Source organism: Ruegeria sp. H8, from assembly GCF_056532905.1.
The window spans coordinates 80172-105050 of the sequence record NZ_JBQFNY010000004.1 but is presented as its reverse complement, the minus strand read 5'-3'; the positions used below and the strand labels follow the sequence as shown (position 1 = coordinate 105050).

Below are 24879 nucleotides of genomic sequence, written 5' to 3'. Positions count from 1 at the left end.
CCGAGGTTGCCAAGCCGTTTCAGAAAACCGGTGCAGCGAACCCGGTTTGTCAATTCCGTCGCTATTCAATGCGATAGAAACATTCTGACGTGCCGCGAAAGACGTCGTCCAGCATCGACCCCGGGATGAGCGTCTCATGCCGGGAAACGGTTTCCTTGTAGGTCGAGGTAAGGCTGTCGACCGGGAAATTCGACCCGAACATGCAGCGATCGGCGCCAAATTGGGACAGGCAGGTTGAAACGATCGGCGAGACGCTCTCAGAATTCCAATCATGGTCGAACATTCCCAGGCCGGAGAGTTTGCAAAAGACTTGTGGCAGGTTTGACAAGGCCGTCAATTCATCTGCCCACCGTCGCAACCCTTGCGGAGTCCGGTCGTAAGGCGAGCCTGCGTGGCAAAGAGCGATCCGGGTCTCCGGGGCCTGTGCAAGGATATTCGCGGTTTGACCCATCAGCTCTGGCAGCAGCTGAAGATCAAAGGAAAGACCGCGCGCGCCCAGTTGCTTCAGGCCAGTCAAGAACTTTGGGTCTTCAAGCAACGCGTTCGTGCCAGTTGAGGCGTCTTCACCCGGAGCGCGGCCAATAATCTGACGAGCGCCGCGCACCGAAGGCAGGGTTTGAAGACGGTCGAGCTGTGCATCCAGATCATCCGAGGTCAGATCGCAGAATGCCACCTGCACCAACGGCCAGTCAGGGAACTGGTCGGCAACGGATTGTACCCACTGCGCCTCGGCCCAGGGGTCAGCGGCGCCGACCTGAATGTGAACCGAAGCGCCGAACCCCATGGCTTCGGCGTCTGCGCGAAACTCCGGGAGCAAATAGTCCCGCTGGATGGAAGACGGATCGCCGAAAAACCGAACGATACCTTTCTCTGAAAGCCAGGGGTAGTGCACGGCCGAAAGGTCCCACAGGTGGTGATGCGCATCTATCCTCATGGTGCTTCAATCCCGGTGGTGCGCGCCAGAATATCCACACCCTGCCCTTTCCAGAAATGCAGCAAGTCGATGAAGATCCAGTTTTCGGCCAGCTTGTCTTCGACGCGGCGATAGATATCGATCACCCTGAATTCACCGGGTTTTCCGGTGGCTGGCATCCCCATGAAACCCCCTGTGGGCGTGGCAGTGAAGTTGGGCCATCCAAAGAAGCCGCCGTAATGCCCTTCGGCCAGACGGCAGACGTGATTGGTCTTTGACCGGCCCGTGAAGGCAGCGCGAAACGGGCCAGAGTGTTGCCTGGCATAGCGTTCGATCGTGTAGGTCGCGCCAATTCCTTCGGGGCCCCACCAGATCATGTCCTGGTGCCAAGTGCGCGCCAATTCTTCTTCCAGCGACAGTCCGCTGTCCCAACGGCCCAGATCCGCGATCATCGCGTTGATGACTGCCAGCGTTTTTTCGCCTTCGTCAGCGGGTTGCTCATCATGCAGCAAACCATCATGGGTCCTTGGTCCGGGCTGAACCACATGTGCCGCGGTCTGCGGGGGGAACGGATTCTGGCCAGCCTGGACCATCAAGTGCGGGATGTCGAAATACATCGCCGTTTCGACAATTCTTCCGCCGGCCACCTTGTAGAACGCGCAATACCGCAGGAACGCCATCTTGCCGGTTGGGCGAATACCCAACCACGGTCGGTCGAACAGCCCCACCAGATGGCCCATGGCGACAACCCAAACGTCGGTTTCTTTCCGCAACGAGTTTTGCCCCGCAAACAGAATATCCACTCGGTTCTGCAAATGAGCAAGGCTGCCCTTCAGCGGCTGCCAGAATTTCCGGGCAACCTGTTCGGCGCCGTTGATTTCGTTGAACGGATGAAAGCCGCGCCACCTCAAATCCGAGGCGCTGAATTGGCTCATCACCTTCGGAGTTTCCGTCACTGCGGCCGATTCCAATGCGGCGTGAAACGCAGAGACCAGTTTTTTTTCTGTCTGAAAGTTCAAGGTTTTTACCATTGTAGTCAAAGTTTTGCGAGCGGCGCGAAGCCAGGTTGAGTCGGATTTCTCCGTTATTTTTGCATACGTATGCAAAAAAGTCTTGCCTGATTTGATACATGCGAATTACAGTTTTGCAAACGTATGCAAAATGATTCCTTGCAGGGGGCACCATGGCGGAAATTCAATTGCGGAACGTCGGCAAGCGATGGGGCTCATTCGTTGGGGTTCACAATTTCGACCTCACGATTGCAGATCGTGAGTTTCTGGTGCTGCTCGGCCCATCAGGCTGCGGCAAGACAACCACAATGCGCATGATCGCCGGCCTTGAAGACGTGACGGAAGGCGAAATCCTTGTCGACGGTAACGTAGTCAATGATCTGGAACCCAAGGACCGTGACGTGGCGATGGTGTTCCAAAGCTACGCTCTGTATCCCAACATGAACGTCTACGAGAACATCCGCTTTCCGCTGAAAGTGCGTGGTATCGACCCGGCAACCCACGACGAGAAAGTGCGCCGCGCCAGTGCCATGGTTGAACTGGACGATTTCCTGCATCGCAAGCCAGCCGAGTTGTCGGGTGGTCAGAGACAGCGTGTGGCACTTGCACGTGCCATCGTGCGCGAACCCAACGTGTTCCTGATGGACGAGCCGTTGTCCAATCTGGACGCCAAGCTGCGGGTTTCCACACGGGCCCAGATCAAGAACCTGAGCCATGAGCTGGCTGTAACCACCATTTACGTCACCCACGACCAGATTGAGGCCATGACCCTTGCGGACCGCGTCGTCGTGATGAAACAGGGCGTGGTTCAGCAGGTCGGAAGCCCGACCGAAATTTATGACCGTCCCGCGAATACGTTCGTCGCCAGCTTCATCGGTTCACCCGCCATGAATTTGATGGATGGCGAAGTGGCGGGCGGAATATTCCGCGCCGAACATGTCGAAATTGCGGTGGATGCACCGGATGGCCCAATGACACTGGGTTTCAGGGCCGAAGATGCCAGCCTTGCCGATGGCAAAGGTCAGATCACCGCTCCGATCTATACGCTGGAACTGCTGGGCGACGCGACCATGATCTCGGTTCGGGTCGGCGGAGCTCTGGTTTCAGTGAAAGCAGACAAAGCATTCCGCGCCGAGATTGGCGAAACGGTCTCGTTCTCGGTGCCAACGGATATCTGTCACCTCTTCGAAGCTGGAAGCGGTGCGCGGATCGGGGGCTAACCCCACAAACGGCCCGCAAGGGCATAACACCGGTCCGGACGTCGACGACGGACCGATCCTGACAGGGAGAAACCTATGAAACTCAAGACGATCCTCATGGCCGGTGCCATGTCCATCGCCGCCACCGGCGCGTGGGCAGATTGCGCCTTTGAAAACGAAGTGCCGCTAAAATCACTGTCCGCCGGATTTGAAGCGTGGAAAGCCGTCACCGATGCGATGGCAGAATGCGGCAATTTCAGCGCATCGCTGGATCAGGAATTCCGTGAAAAGCAGCCCGAAGCATTTGCTGCGGATCCCGCGCTTTATCAGATCGGCGGTGTTTCAAACGCGACCCTGGTGCCGTTGCTGAACGCAGGCACGATCCGTCCGTTGGATGATCTGGTCGAAAAATACGGCCAGGACCTGCTTCCCAACCAGTTGATCAAGGTCGATGGCAAGACCATGGCCATTGCGATGATGGTGAATGCGCAGCACCTGATGTATCGCGATGATGTTCTGGCTGAACTGGGCATCGAAGAACCAAAAACCTATGATGACGTCCTGGCAGCGGCCGCCAAGATCAAAGAAGCCGGCGTAATGGACTATCCGATCGGGGGAACGTTCAAGACCGGTTGGAACCTCGGCCAGGAGTTCGTCAACATGTACCTTGGCGAAGGCGGCTCGTTCTTTGGCGACGGCAACGTTCCAACGATCAACAACGAGCAGGGCGTCGCTGCGCTGGAAACACTGAAAGCCATGACCGAGTACATGGATCCGGAATATCTGGTTTCCGACTCGACTTACGTTCAGCAACAGTTCCAGCAGGGCAAGATCGCCATGGCGAACCTTTGGGCCAGCCGTGCCGCCGCCATGAATGATGAGGCCGAAAGCCAGGTCGTCGGCAAAGTCACCATGGCAGCCGCTCCTATGGGTTCGGCAGCGCCGGCAACCACCATCTGGTGGGATGGCATCGTTCTCGCTTCGAACATGAGCGACGAAGAGGCCGACGCCGCATTCCGCGTCGCGCTTGAGGGCATGGACGGCGAAATGGTCAGCGCAAACAACGACGTCGCTGTTTGGCTGAGCCCTGCCTATTCAGCGGGTGCTTTGGCGGCAGGAGCAGCCGCTTCGGCTGAAGCGGGCGCAAAGGCTTACCCGGCATCTGGCCCGATGGGCATCATGCACACCGCCTTGGGCAACGGTCTTGCCGACTACCTGACCGGCGCCAAGGATGCTCAGACAACGCTGGCGGATATCGAGGCAGATTACATCACTGCCGCGAAAGAAGCAGGTCTGATCAGCAACTGATCCTCCCGTGGGAGGGCTACGGCCCTCCCGCCCCTTCCCCTCGAGAGTCATGAGAAAGGCAGAGCCATGAATTTCCGGACATTTGCCGCATTTGTCGGCCCCTCTGTCTTTATGATGCTTCTCTTTATCGCGTTTCCTCTGGTCAGCGTGTTCAAGCAGAGTTTTTACGTGACACAGCCGATCTATGAGACGGTCGAAAAGGAAACCTGCACGCCAGGTTTCCTGACGCAGACCTGCGTGACCGAGATGGTTTCGCAGCCAAAGCTCGACGAACATGGCGAGGTCATTACCCAAACCCAATATGTCGGCTTGCAAAGCTATCGCAACGTATTGGAGCCTGAACGCGCATGGCGCGCCATAAGCGACGGCAGTTGGCATGTGCTGTCTACGATCAACTTCTGGAAGGCGCTTCGGTTCACCCTGACCTTCACCTTGATCACTCTGCCACTGGTGGTCGGGTGCGGGCTTGGGATCGCAATACTGATCAACAACGCGGCGCGGTCCATCCGCGGGCCGGTGATCTTTGTGTCCTTGCTGCCCTTCATCATCACACCCGTGATCGGCGTGCTGTCGATCAACTGGCTTTTCCGGGGCGACGGCATCCTGACCGCAATGATGGAATGGTGGCTGAACCGGGACATCGCCCTTTTCGCCCAAGCCTGGACCATCGAAGTACTGATGATGCTCTACCGCGTCTGGCACGTGGCACCCTTTGCAGCGATCGTCTTCTACGCCGGGCTGCAAACGGTCAATCAGGACAGTCTTGAAAGTGCCGTGATTGACGGTGCGACCCGTTGGCAGCGCCTGAAATACATCGTCATTCCACACCTGATGCCACTGATCATTTTCGTGTCGATGATCCACCTGATGGACAGCTACCGCGTGTTCGAAGAGATCGTCGGTTTTTCGAGCCAGGGCTACGTCATCTCGCTACAGTGGCTGACCTTCGACTACCTGACGCCGGATCAGGCCGGCAACCGGTCGATCAGCCGGGCGTCCGCCAACTCGATGCTGACCATGATCGGTGTCGTCATCCTGCTTATCCTTCCGCTGCGCCGTACATGGCGCGACCATAAAGGAGGTCACTGACATGTCCTCGCGTGCGCTTCGCCAGCCCTTAAGCCTGCGGTTGACCTCGAACATCTTCCTTGCGCTCTGGTGCCTGATCGCGGCCTTTCCGATCTTCTGGATCGTGGTCATGAGCTTCAAGTCACCCGTCGATGCGTTCGACAGCAACGCGCTGAACGTGATCTTCGGGCCGGCCACGCTGAGCGTCGGAAAGGGCTTGTCGCTGCTGGATATCATTCTGGGTATCGCGGTTATCTGGGGCACGGTCTTCGCTGCCACCAAAACACTGCCTTCGATGATAAAGTCCTACACCAAGCCCGGTCAGGAATGGTTTGGATGGCTAATCGGTGTTCTGGTATTGCTGGTGGGTTTCCTGCTGGTGTTCTTCGTGGTCCTGCCTGCAATCCTGAACGTGTTGAACCCGCTGTTTGGCCCACTGGGACGGGATGTGCTTGGTCTGACGACCGAGCATTACAAAACCGTCTGGATCGACCGGGGCTTTTCAAACAACTTCAAGAACTCGCTGATCGTAACGACGGGCGTGGTGACAGTGTCGCTGACCGTGGGCACATTGGCGGGCTACGGTCTAGCGCGGTCAGGATCAACGTTGGCCTTCTGGATCCTGATCGTCGCACTGGTGTTCCGGGCATTGCCGCATTCGGTTCTGGTAGCAGGCTATCTGCCGGTGTTCATCAACTCGGCCGAATGGCTCAGCCCGATCTTGGGTGAAAACGCACCAACCTTGTACGGCAAGCCTTTTGCGGTAATTGCTGTTCTGGTTGCGATCAACCAGCCCTTCACAATCTGGATGCTGCGTTCGTTCTTCCAGAACATCCCGGCCGAGCTGGATGAGGCCGCCCGCGTGGATGGGTGCAGCCACTTTCAGGCCTTCCGCCGTGTCATCATGCCGGTGATGTGGCCAGGCGTGATCACCACAGGACTGTTCAGCTTCTTGCTGGCGTACAACGATTTTCTGGTCACCGCGCTGCTGCTTGATGCGCAGAACCAGACCATGGTTCCCGCCATCGTCGGCATGTTCAATCGCGAGACGACGACAACCGATCAGGTCGTTGCGGTTGCCGCTGCCGTATCGATCACCGCGCCTCTGATCTTCCTTGTGCTGATTTTCCAGCGCCAGATTGTCAGCGGTCTGACAGCCGGGGCAGTGAAAGGCTGATGAGCAAGAACGCCCGACATAACGCCATGTCGCGCCACCCGGCGCTGAACAGGATGCCGAGGGACTTTCTGAGCATTGGGGCCGCACGTCCCAATCCCTCCCTTCGGCAACCTCAAAGGATAGAAAAATGAAAGGTTCCCGTCCCGAACAAGCGGTTCTGACCCGCGACACGGACATGAGCAAGACGGAAGACACGCGCCGCGTGATCGAAACGATGGTTGATGGTCTGAATGATCACCGCATTGATGACATCGGTGAATTCTTCGCCCAAGGTTTTCGCTGGATGGGCAATCAGGGCTGCGGCACCAAGACCGGCCTGCAGGAATTTCAGGATAACTGGCAGCGCCCGTTTCAAGCCGCGTTTTCGGATAAGGTCTGCGTTGACGAAGCGCGCCTTTACATGGGTGAATGGGCCGCCGCCTTCGGCCGCCAGGAAGCCACGCATTCCGGCGAATTTCTGGGCATTGCCCCCACAGGCAAGCGTGTCGAAATCAGGTACATGGACTTCTGGAAAGTGGTCGACGGCAAAATTGTCGACAACTGGGTGAATGTCGACTTTGCCCACGTTGCGGCTCAGCTGGGCGTGGACCTGTTCAACGGCGAAGGCTGGGAAGCATTTGACCGCGGCGAGAAGACTCCGCCACGGCCGGAAAACTGAGGATTGGAAAGATGGCAATCGAGTATCTTAAACGCGGCAAATCCGATGCGGATCGGGCGGAAGATGATGCCAAGACCCGCGCCGTGGTTGAAGCGACGCTGAAAGACATCGAAACCCGTGGGGATTCCGCGGTGCGCGAGCTGAGTGAGAAGTTCGACAACTACTCACCTGCCTCGTTCCGCCTGAGCCAGCAGGAAATTGATGACCTGATCGGGCAATTGTCCGATCGTGAGCTGGCCGATATCAAATTCGCGCAGGAACAGGTGCGCAACTTTGCGCAGGCGCAGCGGGATTCAATGCTGGACATCGAGGTCGAAACCCTGCCCGGTGTCATTCTGGGGCACAAAAACATCCCGGTGCAATCCGTGGGTTGCTACGTTCCGGGCGGCAAATTCCCCATGGTCGCCTCGGCGCATATGTCGGTGGCGACCGCTTCCGTCGCCGGTGTTCCGCGCATCATAGCATGCACACCCCCGTTTCAGGGCAAACCCAATGCAGCGGTAATTGCCGCCATGCACTTGGGTGGCGCGCATGAGATCTATGTCATGGGCGGCATTCAGGCCATCGGGGCCATGGCATTGGGCACCGAAACAATCGATCCGGTTCACATGCTTGTTGGCCCCGGCAACGCCTTTGTCGCGGAAGCCAAACGTCAGTTGTTCGGTCGTGTCGGGATCGATCTTTTTGCAGGGCCGACCGAAACGATGGTCATTGCCGACGAGACCGCCGCAGATGCGGAGCTGTGCGCAACCGATCTGCTGGGGCAGGCCGAGCATGGATACAACAGCCCCTGCGTTCTGCTGACCAACTCACGCAATCTGGCCAATGACACCCTGGCCGAGGTCGACCGGCTGCTGGGCATCCTTCCAACCGCGGATACCGCGAAGGTGTCGTGGGACGAATATGGTGAGGTGATCGTTTGCGACACTTATGATGAGATGTTGCAGGTTGCCGATGACATCGCCTCGGAACATGTACAGGTGATGACCGACCGAGACGACTGGTTCCTTGAAAACATGACCTGCTATGGGGCGTTGTTCCTTGGGCCGCGCACGAATGTTTCGAACGGGGACAAGGTGATTGGCACAAACCACACGCTGCCCACCAAAAAAGCCGGACGTTACACGGGTGGTCTTTGGGTTGGTAAATACCTGAAGACGCACAGCTATCAAAAAGTTCTGACGGATGAGGCCGCGACGCTGATCGGCGAGTATGGCTCGCGCCTGTGCATGCTTGAAGGGTTCGTTGGCCACGCGGAACAATGCAACGTTCGTGTGCGCCGATATGGCGGAATCAATGTTCCCTACGGTGCGCCCGCCCCTTACCGGGACGCTGCTGAATGAGTGACAAACACACACATATCAAGGCCCTGGTCGAACCGCTCAGGGCTGCGATGTACGATTTCGATGAGGCCGGCGTACGCCGGGCTTTGGCGGAGGTCACGTCACCGGATGCCGTGTTCCGTCTGTGTCATCCCTTTGGGGACAGCGTCGGCAGTGATGCGTTCTATGACACTGGCTACAAAGACTTACTGGCGGCCTGGCCCGATCTTGAACGACGGGATTACATCGTCATGGCCGGCCCGGATGAGTTCGGCGCAGATTGGGTCGGGTGTGGTGGGTATTACACCGGTGTTTTTACCGGCCCCTGGCTGGACATCCCGCCGACGGGTCATCAAGTCACGATGCGGTTTCATGAATTTTACCGCTTCGAAAACGGCAAGATCGTCGAGATGCAGGCCCTTTGGGACATCCCCGAAGTCATGATGCAGGCGAGTGCCTGGCCGATGGCGCCAAGTCTGGGCCGTGAATGGCATGTCCCCGGCCCTGCCACCCAGGACGGGTTTGTCCCCGGCCCTTATGATGAAGCCAAGGGCAAACAGACCTGCCAGCATATCATCGACATGCTGGAGCATCTCAAGAAACACCCGTCCCAAGGCGGCCCCGAAGTGATGGAGATGGAACGGTTCTGGCACCCGCGCATGAACTGGTACGGCCCTTCGGGCATCGGCACCGGGCGCGGGTACGCGGGGTTCCGAAATTGGCATCAGATCCCGTTCCTGAACGGTATGCCGGATCGCGGGCAGTTCGTGGACGACATAACCTATCACTTCTTCGGTGACGGGGAATATGCGGCCGTGACGGGCTGGCCCAACATGATCCAGACCGTCACAGACGATGGTTGGATGGGCATCGCTCCGTCAGGCAAGAAGATCACCATGCGCAGCCTCGATTTCTGGCGTTTGGAAAACGGCAGGATCCGGGAAAACTGGGTGCTGGTTGATTTGCTGGATGCCTACCGGCAGCTTGGCGTTGACGTCTTTGCCCGCCTGCGGGAGTTCAACAAGGCCCGCAATTTGGGCCGCATTGAAATACCGGATGGAATGAGCTGATGACGGAATTGCCACGCACCCCTTCGTTTTCCCTGAACGGAAAATCCGCCCTCGTTACCGGGGCCTCCTCGGGTATCGGGCAGGGGTGCGCGGTAGCGCTGGCCGAGGCGGGTGCACATGTAGTTTGTGCGGCCAGAGGGGCGGATCGGTTGAACGACACCGTCTCCGCCTTGCGAAATCACGGCTGGTCGGCCGAAGCGCTTGTGATGGATCAGGGTGATCTGGATGCCCTGAAACAGCTTTTCGATCACCGCACTTTCGATATCGTGGTGAATTCAGCGGGCGTGGCGCGCCATAGCGCGGCCATCGAAACCACGCCCGATGACTTTGATGTTGTCACCAACGTCAATTTGCGTTCGGCCTACTTCTTGTCGGCCTACGCCGCCCGCGCTTTGATCAAGGCAGGAAAGCCGGGATCAATTATCCACATCTCCAGCCAGATGGGGCATGTCGGCGGTGTCGACCGGGCGCTTTATTGTGCGACCAAACATGGGCTTGAGGGCATGGTCAAATCCATGGCCATCGAATGGGGCAAACAGGGCATTCGGATCAACACTGTCTGCCCGACTTTCATCAAAACGCCCCTGACCCAATCCACTTTCGACAATCCTGAACGCGCCGCGTGGATCATGGAAAAGATCAAGTTGGACCGGGTCGGAGAGGTCGAAGACATCATGGGGGCGGTGCGTTATCTCGCGTCAGACGCCTCTGCACTGGTCACCGGCACGTCAATGCTTATCGACGGGGGTTGGACAGCAGATTGATGGCCGAAAAAGTAACATCCCTTCAGGTCGCCCAACTGGCTGGTGTCAGCCAGTCCGCCGTCAGCCGCGTATTCACGCCCGGCGCGTCCGTCAGCAAAAAGACCGAAGAGAAGGTGCGCAAAGCCGCTGCTGAACTGGGCTATCGTCCAAACGTTCTGGCCCGCGCCATGGTGTCCGGGAAAAGCCGGATTATCGGTTTGGTGGTAGGCTACCTGGATAACTATTTTTATCCGGAAGCGCTCGAGAAGCTGTCAAACGCCCTTCAGGAGCAAGGCTATCACGTGCTGATCTTCATGGCCTCACGATCGGCCGGGAACATCGATGATGTGATGGAAGAGATTCTTGATTATCAGGTGGATGGCGTCATCCTGGCCTCGGTGCCCATGTCGTCGGATATCGCCATGCGCTGCCAACAGGCCGGGGTGCCAGTGGTGCTGTTCAACCGCAGCCAGGACATCGAGGGCATCACCACGGTCACGTCCGACAACTATGCCGGGGGCCGCAAAGTCGCGGAATTTCTGCTAGCCGGTGGGCACCAACGGATTGCCTATATCGCAGGTTGGCAAGGGGCCTCGACGCAGCGGGACCGCGAAGCCGGGTATCGCGCCGCACTGGCCGAGGCCGGGCAGGAACTGTTTGCCCATGAAGTAGGGGAGTTTCACACGGAAAACGCCCGTACAGCAGCCCGTCGGATGTTCGATGTCGCCCCTGAACGACGGCCGGATGCCGTATTTGTGGCCAATGATCACATGGCATTGGCGGCGATGGATGTGATCCGTTTTGAACTTGGCCTGCGCGTCCCCGAGGATGTCTCGGTCGTGGGTTATGATGACGTGCCGCCGGCCGGTTGGCCGGCTTACAATTTGACAACGATCCGGCAGCGGGCCAACCTTATGGTGGCCGAAACCGTTGCCGCCCTTTTCGAACATATCGACACCCCGGCGAAAGCCGAACCGCGCAAAGTGGCCATTGATGGACCACTGGTTGTGCGGACCTCGGCCCGATTGCCAAAGGGGTGGGCCCCACAAAGGACAGAGACATGAAAGGCTTCGATCCGAAATTCCGGGATTTTCCGGACTACATCATCGGCATCACCAAAGAGATCTGGGAAGATCGGGGGATCGCCACGCTGCATAAGTATTACAGCGATGACATCGTCGTCCGTTCGCCTGGTTCGGTTGTTTTGGGCAATCAAAATGTCATCGGAGCCACAATGGCAACGCTGGCCGAGTTTCCGGATCGGCAGCTGCTGGGCGAAGACGTGATTTGGTCCGGCACACCGGAAGAGGGCATGTTGAGCTCTCATCGGATCATTTCAACGGCCACGCATTTGGCCGAGGGTGTCTATGGCAAGCCCACCGGCACCAAGCTGCGTTACCGGATTCTTGCGGATTGTCACGCCATCGACAATCAGATCAACGATGAATGGCTGATCCGCGATCAGGGCGCGATTGTGCGCCAGATGGGCTGGGATCCCAAAGAATACGCCGCTGATCTGATTGCCCGGGAAGGCGGCAAAGAGAACTGCGTCAAACCTCTGACGCCCGAAATCGATCAGCCTGGACCATACAAAGGCCATGGGAATGACAATGAATGGGGGCAGCGCTACGCCGACATTCTTACACGGATCATGAACGCAGATATGGGCGTGATCGGTTCAGAATATGACCGCGCTGTTCAGTCAGAATATGTGGGTGGCGTAACCGGGCATGGCTGGCAGGCCATCGACCGCTTCTGGATGGGTCTGCGGGCGAGTTTTCCGAATGCGGAATTCAAGATCGAGCATCAGATCGGGCGAGATGACCCCGATATGCCTCCGCGTGCGGCAATTCGCTGGAGCCTTTGGGGCAAGCATGACGGCTGGGGCGTATTTGGCGCACCGACCGGTGCGCATGTTTATGTCCTCGGGATCAGCCACGCTGAATTCGGCGCACTTGTTGCGGGGCAGCCGCAGTTGCGCCGTGAATACACCCTGTTCGATGAAACCTCGGTCTGGAAGCAGATCCTGTTGCAGAACGGCGAGGTCTGAGTGGGCCGCCCGGTCTCATATCGCATCCTGTCGGGCGGTCTGTCCGAGCCCCGGACCGTTCGGCTTTTCCATATGTACCGTCAAAGCCTGAGGGCGCGGCGACTGAACCTGCGCCCGCCCGGAAAGTAAGGGCCTGTCCTATTTGGGCACACGAGCTTTCTTTCCAAAAACGCTAAATCGGATCGTACGTCATGACAAAATCATCCATCCCTTCCCGCATAGTCCGCTATGGCGAGCTTCAACCCTGTAAAACCGCTTTTATCGATGCCCATACTCCCGGCAGCGACCAGAAAGAGAACTTCACGATAATCGGCGGCGGCGTCTCGGAATCTCCGGACCAGCATGTCCACATCACGGACAAGATCGGTTTCAACATCGGAGCGGCCGGGCAGCCGCCGAAATGCCGTAACTCACTGCACAGCCACACCACGGCCGAGGTCTTTTTCGTTGCCAAGGGTCGTTGGCGGTTTTTCTGGGGCCGCTATGGTACGGCCGGGGAATTCATCGCCGAGGAAGGAGACATCTTCAACATTCCAACGGGTATTTTCCGGGGCTTTGAGAATGTCGGCCAGGATTACGGAATGATCATGTCGATCCTGGGCGGAGACGATGCGGGTGGCGGCGTCACCTGGGCGCCTCAGGTGATCGAAGATGCACAGGCACATGGTCTGATGCTGGGCGACAATGGCGTTCTGTACGACTCCAAACTGGGCCAGGAACTGCCGCACAATGTCCGCCCGATGCCTTTGCTGACCGAAGAACAGCTGAAAAGCTATCCCGAAGTTCCTGTCGAAGATGTGGTCGGCAAATACGTTGCGCGGTATTGGGATCTAATGGCGTTGTCGGCCAAAAAGCCCGCAAAGGTGATTGGCGAAAACGCGTTGATCAAGGACAAACCCGGATTCGAGGTCGATTTTCTGGGGCGCGGGTCCGCAGTGACCCAACCGATCGCTGCCGAGAAACCAGCGGTTCTGATGCCGGCCAGCGGTCACTGGCGTGTTTCAATTGACGGGTACGAGACTACGATCTCGGTGGGCGACACGACCTTGGTTCTTCCCGGCGAAACCTATGGCGTTCAGCCATCTATGACCGGACAGGCGGGCCTGTACCGCATCACCGCAACCGATGACCCGGCAGGAGCGACCTGGACAGGATGAACGCGGACCCGAATGACACCCACGCCGTTTATGAACGGCAGGCGACCGAATATGACAGGCGCCGTTCCAAGGCCCTGTTCGAAGCGCGCTGGTTGGCGCGCTTCACGGCCAGCCTGAAGCCGGGTGACCGCGTATTGGACCTGGGCTGTGGTTCGGGCGACCCGATTGCCCGTTGGTTCATGGCCGAAGGGTTTGACGTCACGGGTATCGATTTTTCCGACGCCATGCTTGCCATTGCCCGCGACCGTTGGCCCGATGGCGACTGGCGCAACGCGGATATGCGGAGTTTTGAACTGGATCAACAGTTCGACGGCATCATTGCCTGGAACAGCTTTTTCCACCTTACGGCGGACGAGCAGAAAGACTGTATCGCCCGGATGGCGCGCCATTTGCGACCCAAGGGAATGCTCATGCTGACCGTCGGACCTCGTGCCGGAGAGGTCAGCGGCACGGTGGGATCAGAGCTTGTCTACCACGCGTCGCTGTCCCCGGCCGGTTATGCCGGGTGTCTTGAGAAAAACGGGCTGCAAATGACCGGATACCTGGCCGAAGATCCAGAGGCCCAAAGCCACACGATCCTGATGGCACGAAAAATTTAAGGAGGTCCCCATGACCGTAAAAACAACACATGTTGGCTCTCTGCCCCGAACGCAGGACGTCGTGGATTTTATTTTTGCCCGCGAAAACGGCGAACCTTATGACACAGGCGCCTTTGATACCTGCATGGCCAACGCCGTGGCCGAAACGGTGCGCAAACAGGTCGAAGCCGGTGTTGATATCGTCAGCGACGGCGAAACTTCGAAAATCTCCTATGCGACCTATGTCAAAGATCGCTACACCGGGTTTTCGGGCGACAGCCCTCGCAATGCACCGGCAGACTTGAAGATGTTCCCCGGCTTTCTGCAAAGACTGGCCGATGACGGCGGTACGCCACAATACGCAAGGCCGATGTGCACGGGTGAGGTGCGATCAAAAGGGCAAGGCGAGTTACAAAAGGACATCGCCAATCTAAAGGCGGCCATGGCTCGACACGGGGCCGAGCACGGCTTCATGAATGCCGCGTCTCCCGGAGTGATCTCGTTGTTTTTGCAGAATGATTTCTACCCTACGCGAGAGGCCTATCTGGCAGCGTTGGCCGACGCGATGAAGGACGAATACGAAACCATCGTCGCCGCCGGGTTGGACCTGCAACTGGATTGCCCCGATCTTGCCCTGTCGCGCCACATGCTGTTCACCGACCTGTCGGATGAGGCGTTCATCAAGATTGCCGACATGCATGTCGAGGCCCTGAACCACGCGCTTCAGAACGTTCCGCAGGATCGGGTACGGGTACATATTTGCTGGGGCAACTACGAAGGCCCGCATTGCTGCGACATCGCCATGGACAAGGTCTTCAGCACCCTGATGGCAACCAAGTCGCGCTATGTCCTGTTCGAAACGTCCAATCCGCGGCATGCCCATGAATGGACTGTCTTCCGGGACCGCAAGGCCGAGATTCCCGATGACAAGGTTCTGGTGCCCGGCGTGGTCGACACCACGACCAATTTCGTCGAACATCCCGAACTTGTGGCCCAACGGATTGACCGGTTCACGGAAATCGTGGGACCGGACCGGGTGATCGCGGGCAGCGATTGCGGCTTTGGCACTTTTGCAGGATTCGGTGCCGTCGATCCCCAGATCGCCTATGCCAAGCTGGCGGCGTTGTCCGAAGGGGCAAAGCTGGCTTCGGCATGAAACCTCTGATCTTGTTGCCGGGCATGATGTGTGATGCCCGGCTTTTTGGCCCTCAGATCAATGCTCTGTCGGGCAGAATGCCCGTGATGACCTTTCCGTTGTCTCATCACGACAGCATAGAGGCCATGGCCCAGGATATCCTCGGGAATGCGCCGCCGGTCTTCGCGCTGGCCGGGCTGTCCATGGGGGGTATCGTGGCCATGGAGGTCACGCGCCAAGCCCCCGAACGTGTTTCGCGTCTGGCCTTGCTTGACACCAATCCACTGGCGGAAAAGCCAGAGGCAAAAGCGCGTCGTACGCCGCAGATGTCCGCCGTTCGCAACGGTCAGCTGAGGACCGTGATGCGTGACGAGATGAAGCCCGGTTATCTGGCTGACGGACCGAACCGGGGGGCGATCCTGGATCTGTGCATGGCAATGGCCACCGACCTGGGCCCGGACGTTTTCATACGTCAGTCCAAGGCACTTATGAACCGACCGGACCAAAGCGAGACACTGACGGCTTATACCGGAAGGGCTCTGGTTCTGTGCGGGCATGAAGACCGGCTTTGCCCAGTTGAACGCCACCGATTTATGCATGACCTGCTGCCACGAAGCGCGCTTGAGATCATCGGCGACGCGGGCCATCTCCCGACATTGGAACAACCTGAAAAAACAACAGCGGCGCTGTCCCGCTGGCTGGAGGACACATGACACCGTCCCTTTTGTCTTTGCTTCGCAAAGTCGATACGCCAACTGTCTGCAATGCCATCGAGGTGGCACAGGGCAGGCGCGGGTTCGACAGGTTCACGCGTGGCACCATGCTAAGCTCGGCCCCCGAAGGGCCTGCCATCGTCGGCTATGCGCGCACCGCCAAAATCGCAGCGGTCAATCCCCCGACCGAGCCGCCCGACGTCATCAAAGCCCGACGCATGGCCTATTACAAGTACATGGCCGAGGCACCCGGCCCTTCAATCGCCGTGATCGAGGATCTGGATTATCCCGATTGCATCGGCGCTTATTGGGGTGAAATCAATACGACGGTTCACAAGGGTTTCGGCATGTCTGGCGCTCTGACCAACGGTGTCATGCGGGATCTCGGGGATTTGCCCCAAGGGTTCCCGGTTGTGGCTGGTTCCATCGGACCGAGCCATGGTTTCGTCCACGTCCGCGAGATTGACACTCAAGTTTCGATTTTTGGTCTGACAGTTGACCCCGGTGATCTGGTTCACGCCGACCGTCATGGCGCATTGGTCGTACCGAATGATGTCGTTGATCAATTGGAAGGTGCAATCCAAAAGCTTTTGGTGACAGAACGTATTGTTCTGGACGCAGCCCGCGAGCCCGCGTTTGATTTCGAAGCATTTGAAACCGCCTGGGCCGCCTTTGAAAAAGCAAGGGTCTGATCGCAAGGGTCGGAGACAATGAAAGCCGGCTGGGTGAAAAGCACTTACAAGTCCCTTGCTCGTCAACCCAGAGCAAGACGGCCTCTGCCAACGCAATGCCCGTGACGAAAGGTTGCCCACATCTGTCTGTCCGGTGGCTGCGTCGCGCCGCTGCCGGTGACGCCCGAACGAAAACCGGACCGTTTCAGACAGCAGTCCATTACACCGGAGCGTAAGGGGGTTCAGATCCGTTCAGCCCCGCGTACAATCCGCGTTTCCAGACAGTTTCCCGAAAGAACAATCAAACCTTGTGAGAAGCGGCGCCCTGCGCATCCCTTCGCTGTTCTTCGATCACGTTCAGCATGGCATCTACATCTGCACGTACGGTTTGTGTTGCCGCTTCGCGCACCGGGCCAAAACCGCGGATATCCAGCGGGGCTGACAGGATTTTCAGGCAGGTTTCCGCCTCCAGCTCGGGGCTGACTTCTTCGATGCGATCCAAGACAGCCAAAAACCAGGCCAGGGTTTCGTTTTCAAGCTTGCGGTCCCTTGAAAACCGGAATGGATCAAGCCAGCCGCCGCGAAGCCTGCGTGCACGCGAAAGGAGCCGCAGAACGGGGGTCATCCAACCACCGTAGCTTCGCTTGCGCGGTCGCCCGCGTGCATCCTTGCGACCGCTCAGAACCGGTGGCGCGAGGTGGTATTTGATCCGAAAATCCCCTTCGAACTCGGACCGCAATTGTTTCTCGAATTGTTGCGATGTCAGCAACCGAGCAACCTCGTATTCGTCCTTGATTGCCATGAGGCGAAACAGGGATTTTGCCGCAAGCGAAAGCGCTTCCTCGCGTATCTGGTCAGGCAGTGCTGCTGACAGACAGGCCAGGCGATCCCGGTACTGTTGCGCATAAGCGTCATCGTGATAGGTCGCCAATTCATCGGACCGGTAATCGATTATCTGCTGCGATGTTTCTTGCGAAAAGCTCTTCTCCTTCGCATTCAGCATCTGTGGGTTTGCAGCGATCACCCGCCCCAGATCAAAGGCCATTATGTTGGCCTCAATCGCGGTTCCATTGAGCTTGATCGCCTGTTTGATTGCAACCTCACTGATCGGAATGTTCCCCAGCTGCCACGCGACACCAAACAGCAAGGTATTGGCAAAGACCGAATCCCCCAGCAAATCCACGGCCAACTGGTTTGCATCCAACGCGAAGACATTTTCTTCGCCGACGGTCCGGCGTATCAGCGCTTCTCTTTCGTCGACCTTGAGCTGGGCATCGCGGTGCAAAACAAGGTCGCCTGTTGGCATTTCCGCACGGTTCAGTACGACTTTTGTGCCCTTGCGATAGTGAACCGAGGCTTTGGGCGCCGAAAACACGACCACGTCACACCCGATGACGGCGTCGGCGCTTTTGGCCTCAATTCGGACCTGATTGATTTCTTCGGGCGTGCGGGCAATGCGAACATAGCCGACAACCGTACCGAATTTCTGGGCGAACCCGGTGAAATCCAGCACGCTGGCGCCTTTGCCTTCCAAATGCGCCGCCATCGTCAGAACGGCGCCCACCGTTACGACACCGGTGCCGCCGACCCCACCGACCAAAAGATCGTACGGCGCGTGCAGGTCAGGAAGCTGCGGGTCGGGAACCTTGGCAAGAAGCGACGGGATATCCAGTTTCTGCCTGGGTTCCTTTCGCCGCACCGCCCCTTCCACAGTAATGAAACTGGGGCAAAACCCGTTCAGGCAGGAAAAGTCCTTGTTGCAAGAGTTCAGGTTCACCTTTCGCTTGCGGCCCAATGGGGTTTCAAAGGGTTCGATACTCAGACAGTTGCTTTCGACCGAGCAATCGCCGCAGCCTTCGCACACTGCTGGGTTGATGAAAGCAAACCGCTTGGGGTCTTCTGTTTTTCCACGCTTGCGGCGACGGCGTTTCTCGGTGGCGCAGGTCTGCTCGTAAATCAAAACCGTAACACCTTGGATGTCACGCAGCTCACGCTGCACGGCATCCATCTCTTCCCGGGGGTGAAAGCTCGTTCGTGCCGGAAAATCGCTGGAATCGAACTTCGTTATGTCGTCTGAAACCAAGGCGATCCGGTCGACACCTTCTGCGCGACAGGTCTGGGCGATCCCGGTAACGCTGATAGGGCCATCAACAGGCTGCCCCCCCGTCATTGCCACTGCGTCATTGTACAGAATCTTGTAGGTGATGTTCGTACCCGCCGCCACGGCCTGGCGAATGGCAAGCGACCCGGAATGATACCAAGTGCCCTCGCCAAGGTTTTGAAAGATATGTTTGTTGCCATTGTATTTCGAGGCAACAACATGCGGCACACCTTCGCCCCCCATCTGCGCATAACCGACCGTGTTGCGGTTCATCCAACTTGCCATCACGTGACAGCCGATGCCTGACGCAGCCATGCTTCCATCGGGGACTTTGGTGGATGTGTTGTGGGGACAACCCGAGCAAAAATACGGAGCCCTGACCGCACCCGGAACATTCAGAACGGATGGCGGTTCGTCCGTCAGCGCCTTCGCCTTTTCCAGAAATCGCTCTTCCGGGAAAAAACGGTCGAGTCGCTCTGCAACGACCGGAATCAGGTTCAACGGGCTCAACTCTCCGGTCCAGGGAATCAACGGATCACCCGCTGCGCGGTGTTTTCCGACCATCTTTTCGGGTTTGTCCCCCGGCCAGTCATAGAAATATTCCTTGAACTGGCTTTCGATGATCCCGCGTTTTTCCTCGACGACCAGCACTTCTTTTTTGCCACGGACAAAAGACAGCGCATCGCGCCGCGCCAAAGGCCAAACCATCCCCACCTTGTAGATGTCGATGCCCAAACGGCGGCATCCGCTTTCGTCGAGCCCCAGAAGACGCAGCACTTCCATCAGGTCCAGATGGCTTTTGCCCGTTGTGACAATCCCGAATGGGGCATCCTTGATGTCATAGATGCGCCGGTCGATCGGGTTCGCCTCGACAAAAGCCTCGACTGCCCGCAACTTGTGTTCGATCCGCGTCTCGATGGCCGGGCTTGGCAAATCGGCGCTGCGCACGTGCAAGCCGCCCGGCGGCAGATCTATTTCCGGCAAGGTAAATTTACGGTCCGGCTTCAACCGCACGGATTGCCCGCTTTCCACGGTTTCCGAAATCGCCTTGAACCCGACCCAGGTGCCCGAGTATCGGCTCAGCGCGATCCCGTATTCGCCGAACTCCAGGTATTCAGCCACGTTGGCCGGGTTCAGCGTTGGCATGAACCAGGTCATGAAGGCGACGTCGGACTGATGCGGCATTGAAGAAGACACGCAGCCATGATCGTCACCCGCGACAACCAGAACCCCGCCCTTCGGCGACGAGCCATAGGCATTGCCATGGCGCAACGCGTCCCCTGAACGGTCAACTCCGGGGCCCTTCCCGTACCACATCGAAAACACGCCCTCGACCTCACAATCGGGATCAAGCGAGGCCTGCTGGGCACCAAGAACCGCTGTGGCGCCGAGGTCTTCGTTTACGGCCGGCATGAATGTGATCCTGGCCGCCTCGGTTTCCTCTTTCGCTCGCCACAGCTCCAGATCCAAACCACCAAGAGGAGACCCCCGATATCCGGAGATGAACCCGGCCGTGTTGTTTCCCGCTGCTGCGCCCCTGCGGGCCTGGTCCAACATGATGCGCACCAGAGCTTGCGTTCCCGTCAGGAAAACACGACCCTCTGAGGCTTTGTATCGGTCCGACAGGGCGTAAGTATCGAATTTCAGGGACTGGTCAGTCATGGATGCCTCGCCTTTTCTGGGTATTTTACCGGAATCCTTTGAGGAATCTGTTCTAGCTTCCCGCTATTTCCGAATATTTTTGAAAAATCCTCTCTTATTTTGTCACCTTATGGGGTATTTTTCTCGAATGCTTCTCGACTCACGTGACTGCCAACTTCTCGCGCTGCTTCAAAAGGATTGCCGCATCTCAAATGCTGACCTTGCAGAACGGGTGGGCATGTCATCCTCTGCTTGCTGGCGTCGAATCCGCGTGTTTGAAGAGGCCGGCCTGATTTCGCAGTACCGTGCTGAATTGTCGCCTGAACACGCCGGGCTTTCGTTTCAGGCCCTGGTGCATGTTCATCTGACCCGGCACAATCCGGAACATCTTGAACGGTTCATTGCAGCGATCGAGAAGCGCCCGGAAGTCATGGAATGCTACGCAACGACCGGGCAGGCAGATTACCACATGCGGGTGATCTGCAAGGATATCGGGGCTTACAACGTTTTTCTTGAAGAATTCCTGTTTCGCCTGCCGGCGGTGGAAAGCGCGCAAACAAATGTCGTTCTGCGCGAAATCAAACGCAGCAACGCCCTGCCCATTCCTTCCTGTTGAGATCAGTTCCCCGGGTGGGACTTGCCGTCTTGTGTGGGCTTTGTTGCAAAGCTTTGAACGCACCAAGCGAAAGATTCACTCGAACATGTTCCGAAGCTACGATTTGGCCCGCCAAACTCCACGGAATTGATTTTCATAGAATTTTTCACGGATCAGGTCTGGGAACGCCCCCAAAAACCGTCGCGCAATTCAGCTTCAAGGCAGGTAAAACGTGGTTGCCTTTTCGACCGCAACCTTTTGGATTCCACCTTCTGCGCCGCGCTCTGGGCGGAAGCTTCCATCGACGCCGAAAAGCCGCAAAACCGAATTTCGAAACTGAAGCCATTTTGTTGCTTCGCGTTTCGATCTTCCTGTTTTCTTTACCCGTGCTTGCATCGAGTCCGGCTCCTGTTCGCTGCCGTCATCAGAAGTGTAGCATCATTCCTTTGCTTTTTCAGATTTTTATCACAGAACCTTCCGGCTATTTCGCAATTTCGTCGATCAGCCGCGTCTCGAGAAGCTGGCCATTCTGGTACAGCACCGGGTAAGCAATAGATGCGATATGGCTGTTGAACTCCCGGAACGCCCGCAACGTCTCAAGATGAATATCACTGGTTTCGAAGCTTTCCCGTGACCCGTGCTGCAATCGGCGCAGATGTCGTTTTCGGCTTTCACGTTCCACCCGTTTGATTTCGGTCTTCTCAAGGCTCAGCAGGCGCGCGCTTTCCAGATCGTCTGAAATAAGCACGTTTGATGCCAGCTTCATGTTGGCCAGAATACCCTCGTGCATTTGAACAAGTTCCGACCAGCCTTCCTGCGAGAAGCTCGAGCCTTTGGCTCGCATTTCACCCGCCAACACGGTCAAGCGCTTGGCTACGACATCACCGGCCGTCTCCAGCCGGATTGCGAATTCCATCAAGTCGCGTGCGGATTTTTCGTCCTTTTTATCATATACATCCGGCGGAATCGCCGAAACGAATGCCCTGATCCCGGACAGGCAATTGTTCACGTCCTCGTCGATGGCTTGTACCGCTCGAATCTGTTGTTTGTCGCCACTGCGATACAATTCCAGGCAAGGCCGGAACATGGTTTCGACAAGGTCGCTCATCCGCAGCAGCTCACGTTTGAGGCTTGGCAGGGCCTGGCTGGGATTTGCCACATTGCCTATGTCCAATGCGCTGGCGGGTCGTGCCGGTTGCGGAACCAGTTCTTTCTTCTGATCCAGCAAAAACCTTTCGAACAGAACTTTCAATCTCCCGCAAAATGGCAAGGCCAGAAGCAGCAGTGACAGGTTGAACAAAACATGCACATTGACCAGCATCTGCCCGCCTTGCGGGTCTCCCAACAACCCGGTCCGCAAAGCCATGTTGGCGGCAAACAAACTCACCAAAGCCCAACTGCCACGCAATGCCAGGTTGGCATATGGAATGCGCCGGGCCTGGACTGGCATGGCGCGGGTGAGCCAGACCGGAATGAAGGCAGAGCCGAAATTCGCGCCAAACACCAAAGACATCCCGGCGGCGAACGGGATCGCTCCGATCTGCACAAGGGTGACACACATGAGGATGGCCGCCACCGAGGAATGCATGATGAAAGCCAAGGCGCCCCCGACCAGAAATGCGGTGATATAATCGCGCGCCAGATAATCCGCCACTGCGGGCAGAAACGCGCTGTCCCGGATGGGGTCCATCGCCTCGCGAAGGAACCGAAGCGAGATCAGGATAAAGGCCACGCCCATCAGGATGCGCCCCATTTGCCGGGTTTTTTTGGCGTCGGTCTTTACGAACAGATACCCTCCAACCGCCAACAGCATAGGAACAAGCCAGTCCAGCCGGAACGAAAGAATCTGGATGATCAGCGCCGACCCCAGATCGCCGCCAAGTACAATCGCAAGGCCGGCAGGAAAACTGAGCATTCCACTGGCAGCAAACCCCGAGGTCAACAGAGCAACGGCCGCCGAGCTTTGCAGCACGACCGCCATCGTCAACCCAACCACCGAGGCCTGAAGGTAGCTGCGTTGTTGGGTCATTACCCGCTGAAACGACGCCCCATAGCTGCGCTCGATCCCGGTTCGCACCATACGAACCGCGTAAAGCAGCAGCATCGTCGCCCCAGCAAGGCTGATAAGGAAGCTGACAATTGCCATACTCTACCCCGTTATTCTTTTTGGCCCAGCTTGTCGCGGCGCATTGTATTATTCATGTTACCGGCCGCGATCGGGAACGGATACATCCCATTTTGGCCTACAAGGCGTAAACTCCTGCGTGCTTCACCGCAAGCACTTGACCGCGCTCTGACGGAACATCCGTCACCTATGTACTTGGCCAAGGGCGCCCGGAAGGGCGCGGCCCCTGATCCTCCATTGTGACACGAGATCGGTAAGGGGCGTCAACTCTCTGCCTTGATTGCAGCAATTACGATGTCGATTGCGCGGTCCAATTCCAAACGCGAGATCGTCAGCGGCGGTGACAACGTCAGAACGCACCCCTGGCTGATCTTATAACTCAGACCGGCCTCGAGGCAGGCATAGTAGATCCGTTCGGCGCACGCGTTCCCCGGTGTTTTGTCGGCGCGATCATCCACGATTTCGACCCCGAACATCAGGCCCCGTCCCCGGATGTCACCGACAATCGGAACGTTCTGAAGTTCATCCATCAAGCGACCAATGGCATGTTCACCCAATTCAGCTGACCGGCGTACCAGGCCTTCGTCTTCGATGATCTGGATCGTCGTCAAAGCGGCCCGGGCGGTGACCGGGTTCTTTTCGTGCGTGTAGTGCCCGATGGCAAAATCTCCGCAGACATCCAGCTGTTTCCGGGCGACACAGGCGGCAATTGGCAGGATGCCGCCGCCAAGCGCCTTCCCAAGTGTCACGATGTCCGGGATGATCTCGTCATGTTCAAAGGCGAACATCCTGCCCGTCTTGCCAAGACCCGTCGGGATTTCATCCATGATCAACAGCGCCCCGTGACGGTTGCATGCCTCGCGCACCGTCTTCCAGAACCCCGGCGGCGGGACATAGGGCACGGCGCGCATCGGTTCGGCAATGACCGCCGCCACATCGCCTTCGCGCTCGAGCACATATTCCACCATTTTCGCACAGGCCAGCCCGCAGGTTTCGGGGCCCGCATGATTGTACGGGCATCGATAGCAGGCAAAAGGGGCGACATGTTCGGTGCCGGGCAAAAGGGGCCCCGCAATGTGACTGCGAAAGGTCGCCTCTCCGCCGACACTTGCAGCGCCGAACCCCGCGCCATGGAAAGCATCCCAGAAGCTGATCGTTTTGAACCGACCCGTAGCGGCGCGCGCGATCCTGAGGGCAACCTCGTTGGCGTCAGAGCCGCCGGTGGTAAAGAGCATTTTGCCCAGATCACCAGGCACGATCTCTGCCAGTTTTTCAGCCAGTTCCACCGCCGGATCATTGGTAAATCGGCGGGGCGCAAAGGGCAGATCGTCAAGCTGTGCCTTTATGGCGGCTACCAAGCGGGGATGGCCATACCCGATGTGGTGCACCGAGTTGCCGTGGAAATCCATGTACCGGCGGCCCTCGATATCTTCGATCCAGAGCCCTTCGGCCTTTGCAATGGTGCTGACGCAGGGTGAGGACAGAGATTGATGCAGGAACACGTTCGCATCGCGTTTGAGCAATGGCGATGATTTCGGCCCCATCGACTTTTGCAGCCACGCCTTGCGCGCCTCGGACGTGTTTGATTCCCCTTCAGTGTGGACAATTTGTGGCATCGCCGCTCCTCTTTGCCATCATCAAAAGA

21 protein-coding genes are annotated in these 24879 nt (G+C 57.7%); 16 read left to right on the top strand and 5 right to left on the bottom strand.

Features of this window, described 5'->3' with window-relative positions; all coding sequences use genetic code 11:
- Nucleotides 1-61: 61 nt before the first annotated feature.
- Together ACR0A2_RS11970 and ACR0A2_RS11965 are read right to left on the bottom strand one after the other, a co-directional pair.
- The gene (locus ACR0A2_RS11970) at nucleotides 62-934 is read right to left on the bottom strand and encodes an amidohydrolase family protein (RefSeq protein WP_480446257.1); all 873 of its coding nucleotides are present in this window, start codon (nucleotides 932-934) and stop codon (nucleotides 62-64) included.
- Nucleotides 931-1944, bottom strand: a complete 1014-nt coding sequence (locus tag ACR0A2_RS11965) for a nuclear transport factor 2 family protein (protein ID WP_480446256.1) — start codon at nucleotides 1942-1944, stop codon at nucleotides 931-933. Before ACR0A2_RS11965 ends, ACR0A2_RS11970 begins: the two co-directional genes overlap by 4 nt.
- 152 nt (nucleotides 1945-2096) lie before the next feature.
- On the opposite strand from ACR0A2_RS11965, the gene ACR0A2_RS11960 reads away from it, so the two are divergent.
- The 15 genes from ACR0A2_RS11960 (at nucleotide 2097) to ACR0A2_RS11890 (ending at nucleotide 16793) form a co-directional block, all read left to right on the top strand.
- A complete protein-coding gene (locus ACR0A2_RS11960; RefSeq protein WP_152460110.1) occupies nucleotides 2097-3143 on the top strand; it encodes an ABC transporter ATP-binding protein in 1047 nt (348 codons plus the stop codon).
- A 75-nt stretch (nucleotides 3144-3218) separates the two neighbouring features.
- Nucleotides 3219-4430: an ABC transporter substrate-binding protein gene (locus ACR0A2_RS11955; protein WP_152460109.1), complete on the top strand. Its 1212-nt coding sequence runs from the start codon at nucleotides 3219-3221 to the stop codon at nucleotides 4428-4430.
- Nucleotides 4431-4496: 66 nt separating this feature from the next.
- Nucleotides 4497-5519, top strand: a complete 1023-nt coding sequence (locus ACR0A2_RS11950) for a carbohydrate ABC transporter permease (RefSeq protein ID WP_171205944.1) — start codon at nucleotides 4497-4499, stop codon at nucleotides 5517-5519.
- 1 nt (nucleotide 5520) lies between these two features.
- Nucleotides 5521-6675, top strand: a complete 1155-nt coding sequence (locus ACR0A2_RS11945) for a carbohydrate ABC transporter permease (RefSeq protein WP_480835139.1) — start codon at nucleotides 5521-5523, stop codon at nucleotides 6673-6675.
- A gap of 127 nt (nucleotides 6676-6802) precedes the next feature.
- Nucleotides 6803-7333, top strand: coding sequence for an ester cyclase (locus ACR0A2_RS11940; protein ID WP_171118397.1), 531 nt, complete (start codon nucleotides 6803-6805; stop codon nucleotides 7331-7333).
- Nucleotides 7334-7344: 11 nt separating this feature from the next.
- Nucleotides 7345-8676: a histidinol dehydrogenase gene (gene hisD / locus ACR0A2_RS11935; RefSeq protein ID WP_480835138.1), complete on the top strand. Its 1332-nt coding sequence runs from the start codon at nucleotides 7345-7347 to the stop codon at nucleotides 8674-8676.
- Entirely contained in the window at nucleotides 8673-9725 is a 1053-nt protein-coding gene (locus ACR0A2_RS11930; RefSeq protein WP_480835137.1) for an ester cyclase, read from the top strand. The genes hisD and ACR0A2_RS11930 overlap by 4 nt, the downstream gene beginning before the upstream one ends.
- A complete protein-coding gene (locus tag ACR0A2_RS11925; protein WP_480835136.1) occupies nucleotides 9725-10489 on the top strand; it encodes an SDR family NAD(P)-dependent oxidoreductase in 765 nt (254 codons plus the stop codon). The genes ACR0A2_RS11930 and ACR0A2_RS11925 overlap by 1 nt, the downstream gene beginning before the upstream one ends.
- A complete protein-coding gene (locus ACR0A2_RS11920; RefSeq protein ID WP_216597841.1) occupies nucleotides 10489-11532 on the top strand; it encodes a LacI family DNA-binding transcriptional regulator in 1044 nt (347 codons plus the stop codon). The genes ACR0A2_RS11925 and ACR0A2_RS11920 overlap by 1 nt, the downstream gene beginning before the upstream one ends.
- Nucleotides 11529-12518, top strand: a complete 990-nt coding sequence (locus ACR0A2_RS11915; RefSeq protein ID WP_480835135.1) for a nuclear transport factor 2 family protein — start codon at nucleotides 11529-11531, stop codon at nucleotides 12516-12518. The genes ACR0A2_RS11920 and ACR0A2_RS11915 overlap by 4 nt, the downstream gene beginning before the upstream one ends.
- A 191-nt stretch (nucleotides 12519-12709) precedes the next feature.
- On the top strand, nucleotides 12710-13675 hold the full coding sequence (locus tag ACR0A2_RS11910; RefSeq protein ID WP_480835134.1) for a cupin domain-containing protein: 966 nt from the start codon (nucleotides 12710-12712) through the stop codon (nucleotides 13673-13675).
- Nucleotides 13672-14274 carry a class I SAM-dependent methyltransferase gene (locus ACR0A2_RS11905; protein ID WP_171118386.1) on the top strand — a complete coding sequence of 201 codons (603 nt, stop codon included), beginning with the start codon at nucleotides 13672-13674 and terminating at the stop codon, nucleotides 14272-14274. The genes ACR0A2_RS11910 and ACR0A2_RS11905 overlap by 4 nt, the downstream gene beginning before the upstream one ends.
- Nucleotides 14275-14284: 10 nt before the next feature.
- Complete coding sequence (locus ACR0A2_RS11900; protein ID WP_480835133.1) at nucleotides 14285-15409, top strand: cobalamin-independent methionine synthase II family protein; 1125 nt, start codon at nucleotides 14285-14287, stop codon at nucleotides 15407-15409.
- On the top strand, nucleotides 15406-16101 hold the full coding sequence (locus tag ACR0A2_RS11895; protein ID WP_480835132.1) for an alpha/beta fold hydrolase: 696 nt from the start codon (nucleotides 15406-15408) through the stop codon (nucleotides 16099-16101). The genes ACR0A2_RS11900 and ACR0A2_RS11895 overlap by 4 nt, the downstream gene beginning before the upstream one ends.
- Entirely contained in the window at nucleotides 16098-16793 is a 696-nt protein-coding gene (locus tag ACR0A2_RS11890; protein WP_480835131.1) for an RraA family protein, read from the top strand. The genes ACR0A2_RS11895 and ACR0A2_RS11890 overlap by 4 nt, the downstream gene beginning before the upstream one ends.
- A gap of 280 nt (nucleotides 16794-17073) precedes the next feature.
- On the opposite strand, the gene ACR0A2_RS11885 is transcribed toward ACR0A2_RS11890, so the two are convergent.
- Nucleotides 17074-20535 (bottom strand): indolepyruvate ferredoxin oxidoreductase family protein, encoded by a 3462-nt coding sequence (locus ACR0A2_RS11885; protein ID WP_480835130.1) that lies wholly within the window; start codon nucleotides 20533-20535, stop codon nucleotides 17074-17076.
- A 127-nt stretch (nucleotides 20536-20662) separates the two neighbouring features.
- Here ACR0A2_RS11885 and ACR0A2_RS11880 point away from each other — a divergent pair, with 127 nt between their 5' ends.
- Nucleotides 20663-21130, top strand: a complete 468-nt coding sequence (locus ACR0A2_RS11880) for an Lrp/AsnC family transcriptional regulator (protein WP_152460623.1) — start codon at nucleotides 20663-20665, stop codon at nucleotides 21128-21130.
- Between the two features lie 460 nt (nucleotides 21131-21590).
- On the opposite strand, the gene ACR0A2_RS11875 is transcribed toward ACR0A2_RS11880, so the two are convergent.
- Together ACR0A2_RS11875 and pbfA are read right to left on the bottom strand one after the other, a co-directional pair.
- On the bottom strand, nucleotides 21591-23255 hold the full coding sequence (locus tag ACR0A2_RS11875) for a Na/Pi cotransporter family protein (RefSeq protein ID WP_480835129.1): 1665 nt from the start codon (nucleotides 23253-23255) through the stop codon (nucleotides 21591-21593).
- Nucleotides 23256-23497: 242 nt separating this feature from the next.
- Nucleotides 23498-24850 carry a (R)-1-hydroxy-2-aminoethylphosphonate ammonia-lyase gene (pbfA, locus tag ACR0A2_RS11870; RefSeq protein WP_480835128.1) on the bottom strand — a complete coding sequence of 451 codons (1353 nt, stop codon included), beginning with the start codon at nucleotides 24848-24850 and terminating at the stop codon, nucleotides 23498-23500.
- Nucleotides 24851-24879: the final 29 nt, after the last annotated feature.